The following is an 18,365-nucleotide window of genomic DNA, read 5'->3' as shown; positions in this document are numbered from 1 at the left end:
GCGCTCAGGTGCGGACCTCCGGGGGATGCGCGCCGTCGAGCGGGGGGTGCCCCTGGTGGTGCTCCCGGCGGCGGCGGCCGTCGGCGCGGCGCGAGACCAGCAGCGCGAACGCCAGCGCGAGGGCGGCGGCGACGACGGCCATCGCGACCCGGCCGTCCGCGATGATCGACATGCCGAGGCCGAGCATGCCGCCGATCACCCAGGCGAGCTGGTGCAGGGTCTCGGAGACCGCGAACGTGGACGAGCGCATCTCCTCGCCGATCTCGCGCTGGACGACCGCGTCCATCGACAGCTTGCCGAGGACCTGGCCGAGACCGGCCGCCAGCGCCACCGCGAGCGCCGCCCACAGCCCGAAGAACGCGGCGGAGACGGCGGTGACCACGGTGACGGCGCCGAGCGTCGCCGAGACGATCAGCCGGGGCGCGCGGGCCTTCATGTAGGCGCCGAGCGCCGTCCCGGCGAGGCCGCCCGCGCCCGCGAACGCCGCCAGCATCCCCAGCGCGAGGTTGTGGGAGACGGGGTCGAACCGCTCCTGGCGCAGCAGGAACGCCAGGTAGAGGATCAGGAAGCCGGAGAACGCGCGCAGCACGGAGTTCGCCAGCATCGCCTCGACGACCGCCGGGCCGAGGCGCGGGAACACCCGCCACTGCGGTTTGTCCTCGTCGGCGGCGGGGCGCCCGCCCGGGGCCTCCCCGCCCGGACGGCCGGACGCCGACTCCGCCGCCAGCTCGCTCTCGGGGGTGTCGACGTGGCCCGGCAGCCGCATCGTGAACACGACGCCGAGCAGGAACACCAGCGTCGCGATGCGCAGCGTCCAGTCGGCCCCGGCGAACGCGGTGATCCCGGCCGCGATCGGCGCGGTGACGGTCGCGGCGATCAGCCCGGTGAACGAGGCGCGCGCGTTGGCGGTCACGAGCGTGATCTGGTCGGGCAGGACGCGGGGCGTCACCGCCGCCCGCAGCACCCCGAACGCCTTGGACAGCACCAGCACGCCGAACGCGGCGGGCAGGAACGTGACCTCGTCGCTGTGCAGGACGGCGCCCGCCATCGCCCAGCACAGCAGGCCCCGGATGACGAACGAGCTGGCGATCGCGTACCGGCGGACGTGCCGCGTCCGGTCGAGAGCCGGTCCGATCAGCGGCGCCACGAGGGCGAACGGCGCCATCGTCACCAGCAGGTAGAGGGCGACCTGGCCGCGCGCCTGGTGGACGTCCAGCCCGAAGAACAGGGACCCGGCGAGCGCGACCGCCACCAGCGCGTCGCCGGCGGAGTTCACCGCCGCCGCCTCGACCAGGCTGCCGAGGCCGCTGCGCCCGGCGCCGTGCGCGTGGGTGACGCGGCGGGTGAGGCCGCCCGTCCGCAGCGCCGCCGAGCGCACGCCGCGCAGTGCCCGCGCCGCGCCGCCGGCACCGGCGCGCGCCGACCGCCCGATCGGGTGGGACCGGTCTCCCATTGCGGCTTGATCTCCCCAGGTGCTCGTGCGCGGGCCCGCTGCCCGCGGTCTTCGTCGAGGTGGGCCGTCGGAGTGGCTCAATTGAGGGTACGTTCCCTTCTTCGCGCCCGGCTCACCTCCGCAGGATCGGGCGCTGCGAACCTTTCGGGTGGTGCTTACGGAGGCCGTTCGGGCCGGTCACGGACCGTGTCGTGCCCGGCCACGTCCCGGGATGCGCGAGAATTGACGTGTGAGCCCACTGCGCCAGACCAGCCCCGCGCGATCCGCCGCCGCGCGCACCGCCGCCGGGCCCGCCCGCCGTGCCCGGACCCCCGCCGTCGACGCCGCCTGCGCCGAGGCCGTGGACCTCGCCCGCGAGGCCGCCGAGGAGACCTCCCATCCGGCGCCGGTCGGGGAGCACCTCGGCCTGCGCCCCGAGGGCGACCGCGTGGTCACGCACTACTTCGAGGCGCTCGACCCGGCCTACGCGGGATGGCGCTGGGCGGTCACCGTGACCCGCGCGTCCCGCGCGAAGAACGTGACCGTGAGCGAGTGCGTCCTGCTGCCCGGCGACGACGCGCTGCTCGCGCCGCCGTGGGTGCCGTGGCTGGAGCGGCTGCGGCCGGGCGACCTCGGCCCCGGCGACCTGCTGCCGACCGCGCCGGACGACGTCCGGCTCGTCCCCGGGTACACCGAGGTCGACGACGCGGTCGAGCGGGAGGCGGCCTGGGAGCTGGGCCTCGGCCGCGTGCGGGTGCTCTCGCGCGAGGGCCGCGACGAGGCCGCCGCACGCTGGTACGACGGCGTCGCCGGCCCCCGCGCCTCGATCGCCGCCTCCGCGCCCGCGCAGTGCTCCACCTGCGGGTTCTTCGTGGCGCTGGCCGGTGAGCTGCGGCAGGTCTTCGGCGTGTGCGCCAACGAGTACGCCCCCGACGACGGCCGCGTGGTCTCGGCCGACCACGGCTGCGGCGCCCACTCCGAGGCGGTGTCGATCCCGGCCGCCTCCGAGCACGGCCCCCCGATCATCGACGAGCTGGGCTACGACGTCGTCCCGGCGGGCGCCCCGGCGGCCGAGGAGGCCGAACTCCAGGACGAGGAGGCCCTCGGCCACAGCTGAGTCTGTGGCCGGCACAGGGGTGAGGGAGAGGCCGGTGGGCGAGGTTCCGGATCCGTTCGGCGCGCGGGGACTGCGGGAGCGGGTGCTGCGGGCCTGGGCGGAGTCGCCCGCGCGGTTCCGCGAGGACGCCAACACCGAGGAGGACCACGCCCTCGGCGGCTACCGCGACCGCGTCGTGGTGGAGCTGGCCCAGAACGCCGCCGACGCCGCCGCGCGCGCGTCGGTGCCCGGGCGGCTGCGGCTGACGCTGCGCGGCGGGGTGCTGGAGGCGGCGAACGCCGGGGCGCCGCTGGACGCGGCGGGCGTCGAGGCGCTGTCGACGCTCCGCGCGTCCGCCAAGCGGGGCGAGGCGGGCGCGGTCGGCCGGTTCGGCGTCGGGTTCGCGGCCGTCGTGGCGGTCACCGACAATCCCCTGATCACCTCCGCCGGGGGCGGGGTGGAGTGGTCGGCGGAGCGGGCGCGGGAGCTGGTGGCCGGGGTCCCGTCGCTGGCGGCGGAGCTCGGGCGGCGGTCCGGGCACGTGCCGCTGCTGCGGTTGCCGTTCGCGCTGACCGGGTCCCCGCAGATCCCGGAGGGGTTCGACACCGTCGTCCGGCTGCTGTTGCGGGCGGAGGCCGTGGACGGCGTGCGGCGGCAGTTGGAGCAGGTCGGTCCCGCGCTGATGCTGGCCCTGCCCGCGCTGGAGAGGGTGGAGGTCGACGCCGACGGGGACGTCCGGACGGTCACCGCCGAGCACGGCCCCCGGGGCACCGTCACCATCGACGGCGCCGTCTGGCATACGGCCGAGGCGCACGGGGCCGTCCCGCCGGAGCTTCTCGCTGACCGTCCCACGGAGGAGCGGGCCCGGGGCGTATGGCAGGTGCGGTGGGCCCTCCCCGAGGGAGGTCTGCCCCAGGGGACGCCCGCGGTGGTGCATGCGCCGACGCCCAGTGACGAACGCCTCGACCTGCCCGCGCTCCTCATAGCGTCGTTCCCGCTCGCCCCCGACCGGCGCCATGTCGCGCCCGGTGGGCTGACCGACTTCCTCGTGGAGCGCGCGGCGGAGACCTACGAGCGGCTCATGGAGGGGCGCGCGGCGACGCCGCGCCTGCTGGAGCTCGTCCCCACGCCGATCGGGGCGGGGGAGCTGGACGGGCGGATCAGGCGGGCCGTCCTCGGGCGGCTGCCCGACGCGCCGCTGCTGCCGCACCGCGCGCGGGGCCGCGACATGGTCGCGGTGGACGCGCCGTCCCCGTTCGTGGAGCTGCTGTCGGAGGACGGCGTGCTCGCCGGACTGCTGCCGCCGGAGTGGCCCGCGCGGAGCCCGGCGCTGGCGGCGCTCGGCGTCCGGCGGGTCGAGTTGGCGGACGTCGTCGACGAGCTGGCCGCTGTGGAGCGCGAACCGGCGTGGTGGCGCCGGGTGTACGAGGCGCTCGCCGGGGCCGCCACGGACGCTCTGGGGGCCCTCCCGGTGCCGCTGGCGACCGCGAAGGGCGACGCGGCGGCGGCGCGGACGGTCCGCGGCCCGCGCGGGCTGCTGATCGCCGACGGGGTCGACCCGGCGGGCCTGGGCGCGCTGGGCCTGCGGTTCGTCCACCCCGAGGCCGTCCATCCGCTGCTGCCGAGGCTCGGCGCGGTCGAGGCGGGGCCCCGCGCCGTGCTGGCCGATCCGGCGGTGCGGGCGGCCGTGGAGGACTCGCTCGACGCCGAGGATCCCGACGCGGTCGCCGAGGCGGTGCTGGGGCTCGTCGGCGCCGCGCGCCTGGACCCGGGTGAGGAGCCCTGGCTCTCCGCCCTCGCGCTCCCGGCCGAGGACGGCGAGCACGACCCCGCGGGGGAGCTGCTGCTCCCGGAGAGCCCGCTGCGCGCCCTCATGGCCGGCGACGCGCCGTTCGGCGTCGTGGACGGCGCGACCCTGGAGCGCTGGGGCGCCGAGACGCTCGTCGCGGTGGGCGTCCTGGACGGGTTCGCCCTGGCGCGCGAGGAGGACGTGAACCTGCCGGGCCTCGCCGACGAGGCCGAGACCCTGCACCTCGACGACGAGGACCGGTGGGCCGAGGACGTGCTCGCCCGCATCGGCCCGCAGGACCTGCCGCCGGTCGTCCCGGAGTTCCAGGCCGTCCGCGACCTGGAGCTGGTCGAGGACTGGCCCGCCGCCCTGCGCCTCCTGGCGCGGCCGCCGTGGCGGGCCGCGATCGTCGAGCCCGCGCATGCGATGTCCTACGACGGGCGCCGCGTCTCCGTCCCGTCCTATACGGCGTGGTGGCTGAGCCGCCACCCCGTCCTGGGCGGACGCAGGCCGGGCCGGTACCGCCTCCCGGGGGACGACGACGCGCTCGCGGGGCTGTACGACGCCGCGCCGGAGGGACTGGACGAGCGGCTGCTCCTGGCGTTGGGCGTCCGCACGTCCCTGCTGGATCTGCTGGACGAACCCGGGGGCGCGCAGGAGCTTCTCGACAGGCTCTCCGATCCCGAGCGGCACGTCGGCCGCGCCCAGTTGGGCGGCCTCTGGACCGCCCTGGCCGACGCGCCAGAGGTCACCGTGGAACCGCCGGGCCGCGTCCGCGCCGTGGTCGGCGACGAGGTCGTGGTCGCGGACGCCCTGGACACGTTCGTGCTGGACCGGCCCGACGTCCTGCCGCTGCTGACCGGATCGCCCCTGGTCATCGCCGCGCACGGACGCGACGCCAGGCTCGCCGACCTCCTGGACCTGCCCCCGGCGAGCGCCGAGGTCGCGGGCGACGTCGGGTCGGCGGGGGAGGAGCGGGACGTGCCGCCGGAGGTCCTCGCCGTCCTGCCGGACGCGCCGCCGGTGTACGTGGCGCACGAACGCCTCGTCGTGGACGGTGTGGACGTCCCCTGGTGGACGGCGGACGGCGGCGTGCACGCGAGCGGCCTGTCCGGGCTCGCCCGCGCCCTCGCCTGGACGAGCGGCGCCTGGGAGGACCGCCTGCTGGCCGAGGCCGTCCTGCGCGACCCCGCGGCCCTGCCCGTCCTGCTGGCCGAGTCCGAGCTGGAGCCCTAGCCGGCCTTCGTCCCGCGTTCGGGGGCGGTCCCGCGTTCGGCGGCGGCCCGTTCCTCCTGCCGGGCGCGGCCCGCCTGGAGGCGGGGGGTGTACCACATGCCGAACAGGCCGATCGCGATCCCGGCGACGCACACCCACAGCCACCAGCGGTCGCCGGACGGCAGCCGGACGATCAGCAGCACGACCAGCGCCACCGCCCAGGCGGCGGTGCCCGCGGCGGCGATGCGGACGTCGTTGGTCCGCATCGGCGGCGGGTCCGGGAGGCGCGGTCGGGTCATGGGGATCAGGTTACGCGGGCGGTGCGGTGGGGGAGCCCTCCGGTGACCATGGTGATGAGCAGTTCGTAGCTCGCCTCCAGGTCCTCGGGCAGGCCGAATCCGCCCGCCGCCTCAAGGACGGCGAAACCGTGCACGGACGAGCGCAGGCACCGGGCCGCGTGGACGAGCGCGGACCCCTCCAGGTCGTAACCGCGCAGGACGGCGAGGATGACACCCAGGAGCCGCTCCCCGGCGGCGTCCACCTTCCCCAGGGGCTCGGCGGACTGCTCCATGGAGGCGTAGCGGCCCGGGTGCTCCACGACGTAGGAGCGGTAGGCGCGCATCACGGCGCGTACGGCGTCGTCTCCGGAGCGTCCCAGGGCGGCCTCGCCGAGACGTTCCGTAAGCTCTTCCATCACCCGGACCGTCATCAGAAGTCGCAACTCGGCCAGGTTACGGACATGCTTATAGAGGGAGGGCGTCGCGACCCCGGCCCTCCCCGCCACCGCGGCCAGCGTGAGGGCACCGGGGCCCTCGGCGTCCACGATGGCGATGGCGGCGTCCACGACCGCGTCCGGTGACAGACCTGCGCGCGGCAATCCAACCTCCTTAATAGCGATAGCTATAAAGCTAATAAAGTTAGCCTGAACTGTCAAGGATGCTGGAGGGGCGAGCATGGACCTTGGAGAGCGATGACGATGACCACGCCGACGACCGGCGGACCCGCGGCGTCCGTCCCCGGGCTGGCCGAGCAGCTGCGCATCTCGATCGCGCGGCTGTCCCGGCGGCTGCGCACGCTGCGCTCCGCGCCGGGGGACCACGTCCCCGGCCCGCTGTCGCTCACCCAGTTCGCCGCGCTCGCCGCGATCGAGCGGCACGGCTCGATGACCCCGCGCGAGCTGGCCGACCACGAGAAGGTCCAGCCGCCCTCGATGACCCGCGTCATCGCGTTCCTGGAGGAGCGCGGGCTCGTGGTGCGCAGCCCGCACCCGACCGACGGCCGCCAGGCCGTGCTGAGCGCGACCGAGGCCGGCGCGACCCTGCTGCGCGAGGAGCGGCGCCGCAAGGAGGCGTGGCTGTCGCGGCGGCTCGGCGAGCTGACCGAGGCCGAGCGCGAGATCCTCCGCCAGGCCGCCCCGATCATCGACAAACTCAGCAGGTCCTGACATGTCATACATGTCTCTCTTGCCGGAATAGCCGTGCCGTGATTATCGTTAGCCTTGATAATGACTTTGGCTAACGATGATCCAGGGAGCACGACCGGGGCCGCCGCGGGCGGCCCCGGAGGCGTCACGCTCCGAAGCCGGGCTCCCGGCGTGACGCCGGGAACGCTCCAACGGATCGACACCGGGCCCGTTCCCCCACAAGAACCCCCCGCCCCCGATCACGAGACCGAGCCTTCCGCCACCGAGCGGCCCACCACTGAGCCTCCCACCACCGGGCCTCCCGCCACCGAGGCTTCCACCGCCGAGCCGCCGGCGGCCGAGACCGGAGGCATGTTCCGGTCCCTCAGCAACCGCAACTACCGGCTGTTCAGCGCCGGGCAGGTCGTCTCCAACACCGGCACCTGGATGCAGCGCGTCGCGCAGGACTGGCTCGTCCTCGACCTCGCGCACGGCAGCGGCACCGCGCTCGGCATCACCACCGGCCTCCAGTTCCTGCCGATGCTGCTGTTCGGCCTGTGGGGCGGGGTGATCGCCGACCGCTACTCCAAGCGCCGCGTGCTGATGCTCACGCAGGTGTCGATGGGCGCGCTCGCGCTCGTCCTCGGCGTCCTCGCGGTCACCGGCAGCGCGCAGGTCTGGCACGTCTACGTGCTGGCGTTCGGGCTCGGCGTCGCGACCGTCGTCGACAACCCGACCCGGCAGGCGTTCGTGGTCGAGATGGTCGGCCGCCGCGACCTGCCCAACGCGATCGCGCTCAACAGCGCCAGCTTCAACGGCGCGCGGCTGCTCGGCCCGGCGGTCGCCGGGGTGCTGATCGCGCTGCTCGGCACCGGGCCGGTGTTCCTGCTGAACGCGGCCTCGTTCGGCGCCGTCCTGTTCGGCCTCTACGCCATGCGGACCGACGAGCTGCGCGCCGCCGCCCCCGTGAAGCGCGCCAAGGGCCAGCTCCGCGAGGGCCTGCGCTACGTGCGCGGCCGCCGCGACCTGATGCTCGTGCTGGTCCTCGTCGGGTTCATCGCCACGTTCGGCATGAACTTCCCGACGACGACGGCGCTGGTCGCCAAGCAGACCTTCCACAGCGACGCGTCCTCGTTCGGGCTCGCCTCCAGCATGCTCGCCCTGGGCGCACTGACCGGCGCGCTGCTGGCGGCGCGCCGCGCGTCCCAGCCCCGGATGCGGCTGCTGGTCGGCTCGGCGCTGGTCTTCAGCGTGCTGGAGGTCGTGACCGGGCTGATGCCGACGTTCTGGTCGTTCCTGCTGCTGCTCGTGCCGACCGGCATCGCGATGATGACGATCACCACGGCGGCCAACTCGACGATCCAGCTCAGCGTCGCGCCGGAGATGCGCGGCCGCGTCATGGGCCTGTACATGTTCGTGTTCCTCGGGACGAACCCGCTGGGCGCGCCGGCCGTCGGCTGGATGGCCGAGGAGTTCGGGGCGCGCGCGAGCATCGTCCTCGGCGGCATGGTGGGCGTCGCCACCGCGCTCGTCGTCGGGCTCTTCGCCGCGCCGCGCGGGTCGATCCGCCCGGCGCTCGCACGGGTGCGCCTGGCCCGCCCCCGGACGGAGCGAAGGACGGAGGCGGCGGCCGAGGCGGGCACGGTGTCCGAGGGGTGACCGCACCCGCCCCGCCCGCCCCGCCCGCCCGCGTGGCGCCGCCCGTCCGCGTGACAACGGGGCCCGTCGGCTGAAAGGCTGTTCGGGTGGCTCACCGGACGCTCCCATGAGGCTTTTCGTGGCGCTCGTACCGCCACCGGACGTCCTCGACGAGCTTGAGGAGGCGGTCCGTCCCCACCTGGGCGACATCCCCGAGCTGAGGTGGATCCGCCGCGAGCTGGTCCACGTGACGCTGGCGTTCCTCGGCGACGTCGACGACCGCACATTGGACCGCCTGCTGCCCAGACTGGAACGTGCCGTAGGGCGCCACGAGCGGCTGTCGCTGTCGCTCGCGGGCGCGGGCGCGTTCCCGGGGAGCGGCACGCACGCCCGCGTCCTGTGGACGGGCCTCTACGGCGACCGGCGCGCCCTCGCCCGGCTCGCCGCCTCCACCGCCGCCGCCGGACGCCGCGCCGGGACGCCGCCCGACAAGCACCGCTCGTTCCGCCCGCACGTCACGCTGGCCCGCTCGCGCCGGCCCGTGGACGTGCGGCCGCTCATGGAGTCGCTGTCGGCCTTCGCGTCCGGGGCGTGGACGGCCGACGCCGTCCACCTCGTCCGCAGCCACCTGCCCGGCAAGCAGTACAGCCAGGTGACCTACGAGACCCTCAAGACCTGGTCGCTGCGGACCTAGAGCTCGGGAGGCGGCGGCGCGGGGCGGTCCTCGTCCGGCGGGCCCCAGGGGACGCCGTAGCGCTCGCAGGCGCGGCGCAGCTCGTCCAGGTCGGGCGGGAACGTCACCTGCCGCAGCACCCGCCCGGAGGGGTTCCACACCACCAGCCGGGGCATCCGCTCGGCCGCCTCGTCGATGCCGACGCCGCCGATGCGGTCGCGGCCGAGGTCCCACTCCACCCGGCCGCGCCGGGTGACGACGGCCAGCCCGGCCGACGACACCCGCAGCTGCGACCGGTTCCGGTCGTAGAGCCAGTAGCCCGCGAGGCCGACCAGCAGCCCCACCGGCACCGACCAGCTCGCGGTCGCGCTGAACCCGCCCAGCTCGGGGCCGAGCCAGGCGGCGCCGATCAGCGCGACCGCCTCGCACAGCAGGACGCTCATCCCGTAGGTCCCGGCGCGGGACTTGCGGGTCGCGTCCAGCAGCGTGCCCGGCGCGGTCACCGGTCCGGGCGGCGCGGGGATCGCGATCGCGAACTCGTCGGTCGTCCGCGCGTCGGCGGGCAGCCCGCCGCCCTCGCCCCCGGACGGCAGCGCCGCCGTCGCCCCGGCGACCTCGCTCTCCGGCGCCGGGACGGCGAACGGCGACACCGCCGAGTGGAACGCGGCGCTCAGGTAGGCGTCGTACTCGGCGTCGTTGACCGGCAGGCCCGCCCGCCGCGCCGACTCCCGCAGGTCGGTCCGCGAGATCCGCAGCGCCGACAGCGGCGCCGCGAAGAACTCGTCGCCGTCGGAGTCGTAGAGCCGCACCCAGGCGTGCCCGCCGATCGTCAGCAGCTCGATGCCGCCGATGCGGTCCTCGGGCATCCGCAGGACGACGTCGCCCGCCGCGTCCGCCCAGCCGAGCCCGCCGCCCTCGACGACGAGGCGCCCGCCGGGCACCTGCGCGAAGATCTCCGGCAGCCCGTCGAGCCCGTACTCGGGACGGCGCGGAGGCCGCGCCCCCGGCGTGACCACCCGGTAGCCGTGGTCGTCGAGGGCGTGCGCGAGCTGGAAGCCGTCCAGGCCGTGGGCGGGCAGCCGCGCGAGCAGTTCGAGGCGGTGCCCGAACACCAGCGCGGCGAGGTCGGCGCGGCGCGGCTCGCCGGTCAGCGGGTCGAGCCGCAGCCCGGGGCCGACCACGACGGCCGCGACGGCGGCCGACGGCAGCTCCACGACCTCGCGGCGGCCCGGACGGCCCCGCACGACCAGCCGGTCGACGGTGATCCTCCAGCGGACCGGCGCGGCCCGCAGCAGCCGCCGCCGGGCGCCCAGGACGCCCGCGATCGCGGCCAGCGCCCAGCACGCCGCCGCGAGCCGCGCCCCGAACCCGGCCGCGCCCTCCACCGCGATCCGCGCGACCATGAACGCGCCCAGCAGCCCCGCCAGCGATCCGAGCACGGCGATCCGGCGCCTGCTCGGCGGCGCGGCCGCGGCGTCGAGCCGCAGCCCGGTCGCCCCTGGCGCGTCGGTGCCGGGGACCGCCGGACGCGGCGGCTCGTGCGCGGCGGCCAGCAGCGCGGCCTCCTGGTCCAGCAGGCGCTTCTCGGCGGCGTGGTCGCGCGGCAGCGGCCCGCCGGGCGGGATGTCGCCCGCGAGGCCGCCCGCGCGCAGCGCCTCGTCCAGCGCCGGGTCGAGCAGGTCGGACGCCTCCCCGTCCAGGACGTGCATCGGGATGCCGATCCGCCGGGCGGTCACGAACACCGTGAGCGGCTCCAGCCCCATCGTGGTCAGCCCGCCGACCGCCGTGCGCCCGAACCGGTGGAACACGGTCAGCACGCCGTCGCCGGTGGTGATCGCCAGCCCGTCGATCCGGGACCGCTCGTAGCCGATCATGCTCAGCCCGCCGGGGCCGATCCGCTCCAGCCCGTCCGCCGACAGCCGCCAGTACGGGCGGGGGCGGCGGCGCCGCGCCTCGGGCGCCGCGCCCAGCAGCCACGGGATCGCCGCGACGGCGCCGATCAGCGCCGCCCACAGCCACACCGGGCGGATCGGCAGCAGCGCGAGCGCCACCGCCAGCAGGGCGAACGGTCCGGCCGCGACGGGACGCCACCGCCCGCCGGGACCCGCGAGGCCCACCAGCTCATGCTCCACAGTCCGCATCCTCACATGTGTCCCGGCGGGACCGTCCCCTCCTCCGGTGATCCGTCGTCCCCGTCATCGGCTCATCGGCCTTCGCGGTGCTTGCGCAACAGGCCGTAGCAGACGGCCCCGGCGATGGCGAGCGCGAGGAACAGCCCGACCCGGACGTCGCGGGGGTCCTTGTGGCCCTCGTCGGCGTTGGAGTCCCCGGACCTGCCGTTGTTGCCGGGCTTGCCGCCCGGAGACGCCTGCGGATTCGCCTTGTCCGGCACCGCCACCTGGAACACCGGCTGGTTCCGCCCCTCGGACCCGGCGAGGAACGACCGCCCGTCGGGCGTGTAGGTGATCGACTCGCCCTGCCCCTGGAACGGGATCGACACCGACCCGAGCGACTTCCCGGGCCTGCCGCCGGCGTCGACGGAGTACATCCGCGCACCGAAGTAGGTGCGGATGACGCAGGTCCGGCCGTCGGGGGAGAACGCGCCGTCGGTCGCCATCGCGGGCGCGCCCCCGACCTTGCGCATGACGTTGTCGCCGCCGGTCCGCAACCGGGCCGGGCCCTCGTAGAGCTTGCCGGAGAACAGCTTGCTCGCGATGTAGACCCGGTTCGTCCTCGGGTTGATCATCATGGTCTCGGCGTTGCGGGGGCCGTCGGCGTACTTGATCCGGAACCGCGTCGCCCGGATGCTCTGCGTGCGCATCCGCTCGGGCTCGGGGATCCGGTAGAGCGTCACGTACGGCCACGCTCCGCCGAGGTTGTCGCCGATGTCGGCCACGTAGATCGCGGGACGGCCCCGGTCGTCCTTGCCGAGGGCCATGGCCTCCCAGTCGCGCGCCCCCGCCCCGGCCAGCGTCAGGACGGCGCGGACCCGCCCGTCCGGGCCGAGCGCGTAGACCCTCGGGACGCCGCCGGAGTCGTTGTGGGTGTAGACGATGCCCGGATGCCGGGCGCTGGCCGCCAGCCCGCTGGACTCGGTGATCCGCGGGTCGGCGATCGTGAAGGCGACCTTGGGCCGTGCCGCGGCCGAGGTTGCCGTCGAGGCCGCCGAGGCCGTTTGGGGGAGGGCCGCGGCGCCGCACAGAAGGGCGGTCGCGGCGGCGGCTCGGGCCGTGCGGGCGGCCCCCGCCCGCCGGGTCGGACGCACTGCCATGTCCCGCCCTTCCCCCGGTTCCGCGCCCACCTTGATCATATGTGCCCCGCGCCGCCGGGGGACGCCCGGAACGGCCCGGGGGTCACCTCAGCAACGCGCCGACGACCACGGCCAGGACGAGCGCGGTCAGCACGGTGGGAAGCAGCCATTGGGGCGCGCGGTTCACGGCATCGAGCTTATTCGGCCCGCCGCGCGCCCCGAACCGCGCGCCCCCTCGCGGGTGCGCGCTAGAGGCGCTCGACCACGTAGTCGACGCAGGCCGTGAGCGCCTCGACGTCGGCCGGGTCGATCGCCGGGAACATGCCGATGCGCAGCTGGTTGCGGCCGAGCTTGCGGTAGGGCTCGGTGTCGACGATGCCGTTGGCGCGCAGCACCTTGGCGACGGCCGCCGCGTCCACCGCGTCGGCGAAGTCGATCGTGCCGACGACCCGCGAGCGCTGCGCCGGGTCGGCGACGAACGGCGAGGTGTAGGACGTCTTCTCGGCCCAGGTGTAGAGCCGCTGGGACGACTCGGCCGTGCGGGCCGTCGTCCAGTCGAGGCCGCCCTGCCCGTTCATCCACTCGATCTGGTCGGCGAGCAGCAGCAGCGTCGCCACGGCCGGGGTGTTGTAGGTCTGGTCCTTGGCGGAGTTGTCCACGACCGTCTTCAGGTTGAGGAACTCCGGGACGTACCGGTCGGACGAGGCGATCTCGTCGATCCGCTCCAGCGCGGCGGGCGAGGCGAGCGCCACCCACAGCCCGCCGTCGGCGGCGAAGCTCTTCTGCGGCGCGAAGTAGTAGACGTCGGTCTCGGTGACGTCCACCGGCAGGCCGCCCGCCCCGGACGTCGCGTCGACCAGCACCAGCCCGTCGCGGGCGGTGGTGCCCGCCGGCCGCCTGATCGGCATCGCGACGCCGGTCGAGGTCTCGTTGTGGGTGAGGGCGTAGACGTCCACGTCCTCCTCGGCGGACGCCTCCGGGTGCGTGCCGGGCTCGCTGGAGATGACGGTCGGCGACCCGAGCCACGGCGCGCCCGTGGTGACCTTCGCGAACTTGCTGGAGAACTCACCGAAGGTGAGGTGCTGCGACCGCTGCCGGACGAGCCCGAACGCGGCCGCGTCCCAGAACGCGGTGGTGCCGCCGTTGCTGAGCAGGACCTCGTACCCCTCGGGGAGGGAGAAGAGCTGGGCCAGGCCCTCGCGGACGCGGCCGACCACGGACTTCACCGGCTTCTGCCGGTGCGAGGTGCCCATATAGGTCGAGCCGGACGCGGCGAGCGCGGCGAGCTGCTCGGGCCGGACCTTGGACGGTCCGCAGCCGAAGCGCCCGTCGGCGGGCTTGGTGTCGGCGGGAATGACAATGGCTGGATTCGCGCTGTCGGTCACTCGCAGCAGGCTACTTGACCTGCCCTGAAGATCGCGGGCCGGGTCACATGCCGAGACGCCCCGGCAGAGGGCCCGAAACGCGCGTCGTCCACGGTGCCGGTGATGGCGGAGTGGCCGATTTTCCGCGTCCGGAGCGGCGATCTCGGAAAGTTTCGATCCATTTCTCGCTGTGACGCATCCAACACCCAAGAGGGTCAGGAAGGTGCGGCCCCGAAGTGACAGAGGAGAGCCCCGGGGGGACGGCGAGCGAAGGCGAGGCGTGACGCATGGCGGGCGACAGGATCCTGGGCGAGGATCGACTGCGCGGAGTGCTCGACCTGTTCGAACGGCTCAGGGAGCGGCCGCCCCGGCGGCACGGCGACCGGCTGAGACCCCTGCTCCTGCTCCTCGGGCCCAAGGCCGGCACCTCGCCCGTGGCGAAGATGTTCGGGACGCGGTGCAAGAACGAGAAGGCCCCCTACTCGCACATCGCCGAGGAGCATCCGCCCGCCGACGTGCCCGGCGTCCTGCGCCAGGCGAAGCGGGAGCTGTCGCAGCCGGGCGGCCACCGGCCGGGCGAGCCGGCGCTGCGGTTCCCGCTGCTGGACATGGCGCTGTGGCTGAACGACCTGCGCGACATCCGGCTCGCCGGGGACGAGCACCGGCCGCCGAGCGGCGCCACCGCCGCCGAACGCGAGAACCACCAGCTCGTCCGCAAGGTCACGCACCCGCCGATCGTCGACGACGAGAACGCGCGCCGCCGCGAGCTGAACCGGGTCATCCGCCGCCGGGGCAGGGACCTGCTGGGCGACCTGGAGACGGGGCCGCGCGGACGGCCCGCCACCTTCCTCGGGTTCCTGGAGCAGATCGCGCCGATCGGCGTCGCGATCGTGGCGCTGGTCAGCGCCGGGACCGCCGCGACCCTCGACCTGGCCTACGCCGTCCTCGCGGCCGTCGTCGGGCTCGTGTTCGTGACCCTGCAGATCGTCGCGCGGACGCGCGGCTGGTACGGGGTGCGCCGGTTCGGGTGGTTCCTGCGCCAGCCCTACCTCGCCGACGATCCGCCCGGCTTCCTCGGCTTCGCGCTCGGCGTCTTCGACCCGCGCCCGGTCGAGGACGCCGAGCACCGGGAGAAGCTCGACCTGCTGCTGATCGCCGCGTTCCTGGAGGACCTGCGCCGCAACTACCACCGGGACGTGCGGCGCGCCGCGTGGGCGCGGGTCCGCTACCCGGTGCTGATCTTCGAGCACCTCCCGCCGGGGCACGCCGGGGTCCGGTTCCTGGAACTGCTGGCACGGGTCCGCCGCGACGGCCGGGACCGGCGCGGCCGGCCCGCCGTCGACCCGCTGGTCGTCACCGCCGGGGCGGACCCGGCCGAGCCCGCCGACCCGTCCGACCCGTCCGACCCGTCCGGGGGCCGGCTCGTCGACCGGATCGCGGCGGCGTTCCGCCTCGACCTGGGCGGCGACGACCCCGCCGACGCCCCGGGCGCGCGGGAGCTGTGGGACCGCCACCGCGAGGAGGAGGCCCGTGTCAACGCGCTCGGCGCCCGCCGGGTGCTGCGCGTCGACGTCACCCGCGACTCGGGCGTGAACCTGCCCCCGGTGCGCCCGGCGCGGCGCCGCCCCCGGTTCGCCCATCCCGCGCTGCCGTGGATCGCGATGGTCGCGATCGCGGCGTCGTCGGTCACGGTCGTCAGCGTGGTCGCCGTCCGGTACTGCTCGGCGTTCCAGATCAGGCGCACCTCGTCCGGCGAGTGCATCGGGATCACCGACGGCGGGTTCAAGTTCGGCGAGGTCAGCGAGGGCGAGAACAACGACAACCGGCTCTCGCCCGTGCTCGCGCGGCTGGAGCGGCAGAACCGCGCGGTCGCGCGGTCGGGCAAGCCGCACGCGACGATCGTCTACCTCGGCCCGGTCACCGCCGACCCCGCGATCAAGAACCGGCAGCTCGACCTGCTCGCCGGGGCGCAGGGCGAACTGCTCGGCCTCACGATGGCGCAGGCCGAGTTCAACAACGCCAGCCCGTACCTGCGGCTGCGCGTGCTCGTCGCGAACGCGGGCGCGCGGTTCCAGCACGCCAGGCAGGTCGCCGAGCAGGTCCGCGACCTCGCGCTGAGGGACCGCTCGATCGTCGCCGTCGTCGGGTTCGAGCAGAGCAGGGTGGAGACGCAGGACGCGATCAAGGTGCTGTCGAAGGCGACGCTGCCCATGGTCGGCACCGCCAACAGCTACAACGAGACCGGCCGGCTCGACCGCGGCGCGGGCTTCTCCCCGTACTACTTCCGGCTGGCCCCGCCCAACACGCGGCTCGCCGAGCACGCCGCCTACTGGGCCCGCACCGGACGCGTCGGCGGCAGGCCCGCCAGGACCGTGGACGTCATCTCCAGCGCCGACCCCCACGACCTCTACAGCAGGGACCTCGCCGAGTCCTTCACCCGCGCCTTCACCCGCGCGCCCGGCGGCGGGAAGGTCCTCGCCCGCCGGTACGAGAACCCCGGCGACCTCGACCGGACCGTCCACGAGCTGTGCGAGCACCCGCCCGACCTGTTCTACTACGCGGGCCGCTCGGACGAGTTCCGCTCCTTCGCCAACGTCCTCCAGCACACCTGCCCGAGCGGGCAGGCCGTCCTCGCCGACGACGAGATCGCCAAGTACGTCGCCGACAACGCCCCCGAGCTCGGACGCGTCGCCACGTTCCGGCTCTACTACATGCCGCTCGCGGCCCACGAGGCGTGGACGGACACCTGGGTCGGCGACCGCCGGAACGTGTTCTTCAACAGCTACCCCGGCGCCGTCGCGTCGATGTTCGGCGCGGCCCCCTCCCGCGACCGGACGCCGTCGGAGGTGCGGGCCGCCGTCAGCTACGACGCCGCCTCGATGATCGCCTACCTGGCGAACCAGGTCTTCACCGAGCAGGCCGCCGCGCCCACGGCGGGCGGCGTCTTCGCGGCGCTGGACGACCCGGGCAAGGGCCCGCTGTGGCAGGGGGCGAGCGGCGTCCTCCAGTTCACCGGGCGCGCCCAGGGCCACCAGGTGACCGGCAAGCCCGTCCTGCTCGCGACCGTCCGCCCGGACGGGGCGGTCGAGGTCACGGAGGTGTGCGGGCGGCTCGTCGCCTCCGGCCAGAAGAGCGGCCACTGCCCGCCCGCCGCCACCGCGCCCCCGCCCGCGTCTCCGTCGTGACGCGGGGTGCCGCCGGACGGTCTGAACCGTCCGGCGGCACCTCTCGGCGATCGTGTGCGAAGCCGGGTTCGAGCGGAGCGAGAACCTGATCGCGGAGCGAGCCGTCAGGCGGGTGCGGAGCGATGCCGGCGATCGCCGCGGCCTCCCGTTGGAGGAGGGCGTTCTACGCCCGATGCCGGGGGAGCTTCGATGAACCGGCCACCTCGTCGATGGAGCGGGAGCCGGGGCCGGTGTAGCGGGCGCTCGGGCGGACGAGGCGCCCGGTGCGCTTCTGCTCCAGGATGTGCGCGGCCCACCCGGCGGTGCGGCCGCAGGTGAACATGGCGGGCATCATCGCGGTCGGGACCTCGGCGAAGTCGAGGATCACCGCCGCCCAGAACTCGACGTTGGTCTCGATCGGACGGTCCGGACGGCGCTCGCGCAGCTCGGCGAGCGCGGCGTCCTCCAGCGCCTCGGCGGCCTCGAAGCGCGGCGCGTTCAGCTCCTTGGCGGTGCGCCGCAGCACGCGGGCGCGCGGGTCCTCGGCGCGGTAGACGCGGTGGCCGAAGCCCATCAGCCGGTCGCCGGAGTCGAGGATGTCGGTGACGACCTTGCGGGCGTCGCCGATCTGCTCGACCCGCTCGATCATCGGCAGCACGCGGGCGGGGGCGCCGCCGTGCAGGGGGCCCGACATGGCGCCGATCGCGCCGGAGACGCTGGCCGCGACGTCCGCGCCGGTGGAGGCGATGACCCGGGCGGTGAAGGTGGAGGCGTTCAGGCCGTGCTCGGCGGCCGAGACCCAGTACGCGTCGATGGCCTGGACGTGCTTGGGGTCAGGCTCACCGCGCCAGCGGACCATGAACCGCTCGGTGATCGTCGATGCCGCGTCGATCCGCTCCTGCGGGACCATCGGGACGCCGATGCCGCGCGCCGACTGCGCGACGAACGACAGCGCGGTCGCCGAGACGCGGGCGAGGTCGGCGCGGGCCTGCTCGTCGGAGATGTCGAGGAGGGGGCGCATCCCGTAGGCGGGAGCGAGGGTCGGGAGCGCGCTCTGCACGTCCACGCGGACGTCGCCGGAGGTGACCGGGAGGACGTGGGGGTCGGCCGGGGCCAGGCCCGGGTCGAAGCTGTCGTCCACGAGGAGGCCCCACGCGTCACCGAAGGAGGCCCGGCCGACGAGCTCCTCGATGTCGACGCCCCGGTACCGGAGGGCGCCGCCCTCCTTGTCCGGTTCGGCGATCTCGGTCTCGAAGGCCACGACCCCCTCAAGGCCGGGTTTGAAGTCGGACATGTCGTCCTGCCTTTCGTCCCCATAGTGATAAGGCGGTGCCGTGCCATT

Annotated in this window: 13 protein-coding genes; 6 read left to right on the top strand and 7 right to left on the bottom strand. The window is 75.1% G+C overall.

The genetic code is table 11. The features are described from left to right. Positions 1–4: 4 nt before the first annotated feature. Positions 5–1,453 (bottom strand): MFS transporter, encoded by a 1,449-nt coding sequence (locus KLI87_RS33735; protein WP_156219905.1) that lies wholly within the window; start codon positions 1,451–1,453, stop codon positions 5–7. 238 nt (positions 1,454–1,691) lie between these two features. Between KLI87_RS33735 and KLI87_RS33730 the strand changes: the two genes are divergently transcribed. Then, positions 1,692–2,549, top strand: coding sequence for a DUF3027 domain-containing protein (locus tag KLI87_RS33730; protein ID WP_156220132.1), 858 nt, complete (start codon positions 1,692–1,694; stop codon positions 2,547–2,549). Between the two features lie 34 nt (positions 2,550–2,583). Beyond that, positions 2,584–5,553 (top strand): sacsin N-terminal ATP-binding-like domain-containing protein, encoded by a 2,970-nt coding sequence (locus tag KLI87_RS33725; protein WP_214620262.1) that lies wholly within the window; start codon positions 2,584–2,586, stop codon positions 5,551–5,553. On the opposite strand, the gene KLI87_RS33720 is transcribed toward KLI87_RS33725, so the two are convergent. After that, entirely contained in the window at positions 5,550–5,831 is a 282-nt protein-coding gene (locus tag KLI87_RS33720; protein ID WP_214620261.1) for a DUF2530 domain-containing protein, read from the bottom strand. The genes KLI87_RS33725 and KLI87_RS33720 overlap by 4 nt on opposite strands. A 5-nt stretch (positions 5,832–5,836) precedes the next feature. After that, entirely contained in the window at positions 5,837–6,409 is a 573-nt protein-coding gene (locus tag KLI87_RS33715) for a TetR/AcrR family transcriptional regulator (protein WP_156219907.1), read from the bottom strand. Between the two features lie 99 nt (positions 6,410–6,508). Between KLI87_RS33715 and KLI87_RS33710 the strand changes: the two genes are divergently transcribed. The 3 genes from KLI87_RS33710 to thpR all read left to right on the top strand — a co-directional run bounded on the left by KLI87_RS33710 (position 6,509) and on the right by thpR (position 9,266). Beyond that, positions 6,509–6,976, top strand: a complete 468-nt coding sequence (locus KLI87_RS33710) for a MarR family winged helix-turn-helix transcriptional regulator (RefSeq protein ID WP_214620260.1) — start codon at positions 6,509–6,511, stop codon at positions 6,974–6,976. Positions 6,977–7,306: 330 nt separating this feature from the next. After that, entirely contained in the window at positions 7,307–8,593 is a 1,287-nt protein-coding gene (locus KLI87_RS33705; RefSeq protein ID WP_156220134.1) for an MFS transporter, read from the top strand. A 106-nt stretch (positions 8,594–8,699) separates the two neighbouring features. Then, on the top strand, positions 8,700–9,266 hold the full coding sequence (thpR, locus tag KLI87_RS33700; RefSeq protein WP_156219909.1) for an RNA 2',3'-cyclic phosphodiesterase: 567 nt from the start codon (positions 8,700–8,702) through the stop codon (positions 9,264–9,266). Here the strand turns inward: thpR and KLI87_RS33695 are convergent. The 3 genes from KLI87_RS33695 to serC all read right to left on the bottom strand — a co-directional run bounded on the left by KLI87_RS33695 (position 9,263) and on the right by serC (position 13,889). Then, on the bottom strand, positions 9,263–11,386 hold the full coding sequence (locus tag KLI87_RS33695) for a hypothetical protein (RefSeq protein WP_156219910.1): 2,124 nt from the start codon (positions 11,384–11,386) through the stop codon (positions 9,263–9,265). The genes thpR and KLI87_RS33695 overlap by 4 nt on opposite strands. Before the next feature lie 62 nt (positions 11,387–11,448). Beyond that, complete coding sequence (locus tag KLI87_RS33690; protein ID WP_250904506.1) at positions 11,449–12,516, bottom strand: hypothetical protein; 1,068 nt, start codon at positions 12,514–12,516, stop codon at positions 11,449–11,451. A gap of 227 nt (positions 12,517–12,743) precedes the next feature. Continuing rightward, positions 12,744–13,889, bottom strand: a complete 1,146-nt coding sequence (serC, locus tag KLI87_RS33685; protein WP_374225495.1) for a phosphoserine transaminase — start codon at positions 13,887–13,889, stop codon at positions 12,744–12,746. A gap of 257 nt (positions 13,890–14,146) precedes the next feature. Between serC and KLI87_RS33680 the strand changes: the two genes are divergently transcribed. Beyond that, a complete protein-coding gene (locus KLI87_RS33680) occupies positions 14,147–17,044 on the top strand; it encodes an ABC transporter substrate-binding protein (RefSeq protein WP_214620257.1) in 2,898 nt (965 codons plus the stop codon). A 163-nt stretch (positions 17,045–17,207) separates the two neighbouring features. On the opposite strand, the gene KLI87_RS33675 is transcribed toward KLI87_RS33680, so the two are convergent. After that, a complete protein-coding gene (locus KLI87_RS33675) occupies positions 17,208–18,317 on the bottom strand; it encodes a citrate synthase 2 (protein ID WP_214620256.1) in 1,110 nt (369 codons plus the stop codon). Positions 18,318–18,365: the final 48 nt, after the last annotated feature.

The organism is Actinomadura sp. NEAU-AAG7 (assembly GCF_018603865.1).
Classification (GTDB): Bacteria; Actinomycetota; Actinomycetes; order Streptosporangiales; family Streptosporangiaceae; genus Spirillospora; species Spirillospora litoris.
This window is presented reverse-complemented; position numbering and strand designations above follow the sequence as displayed.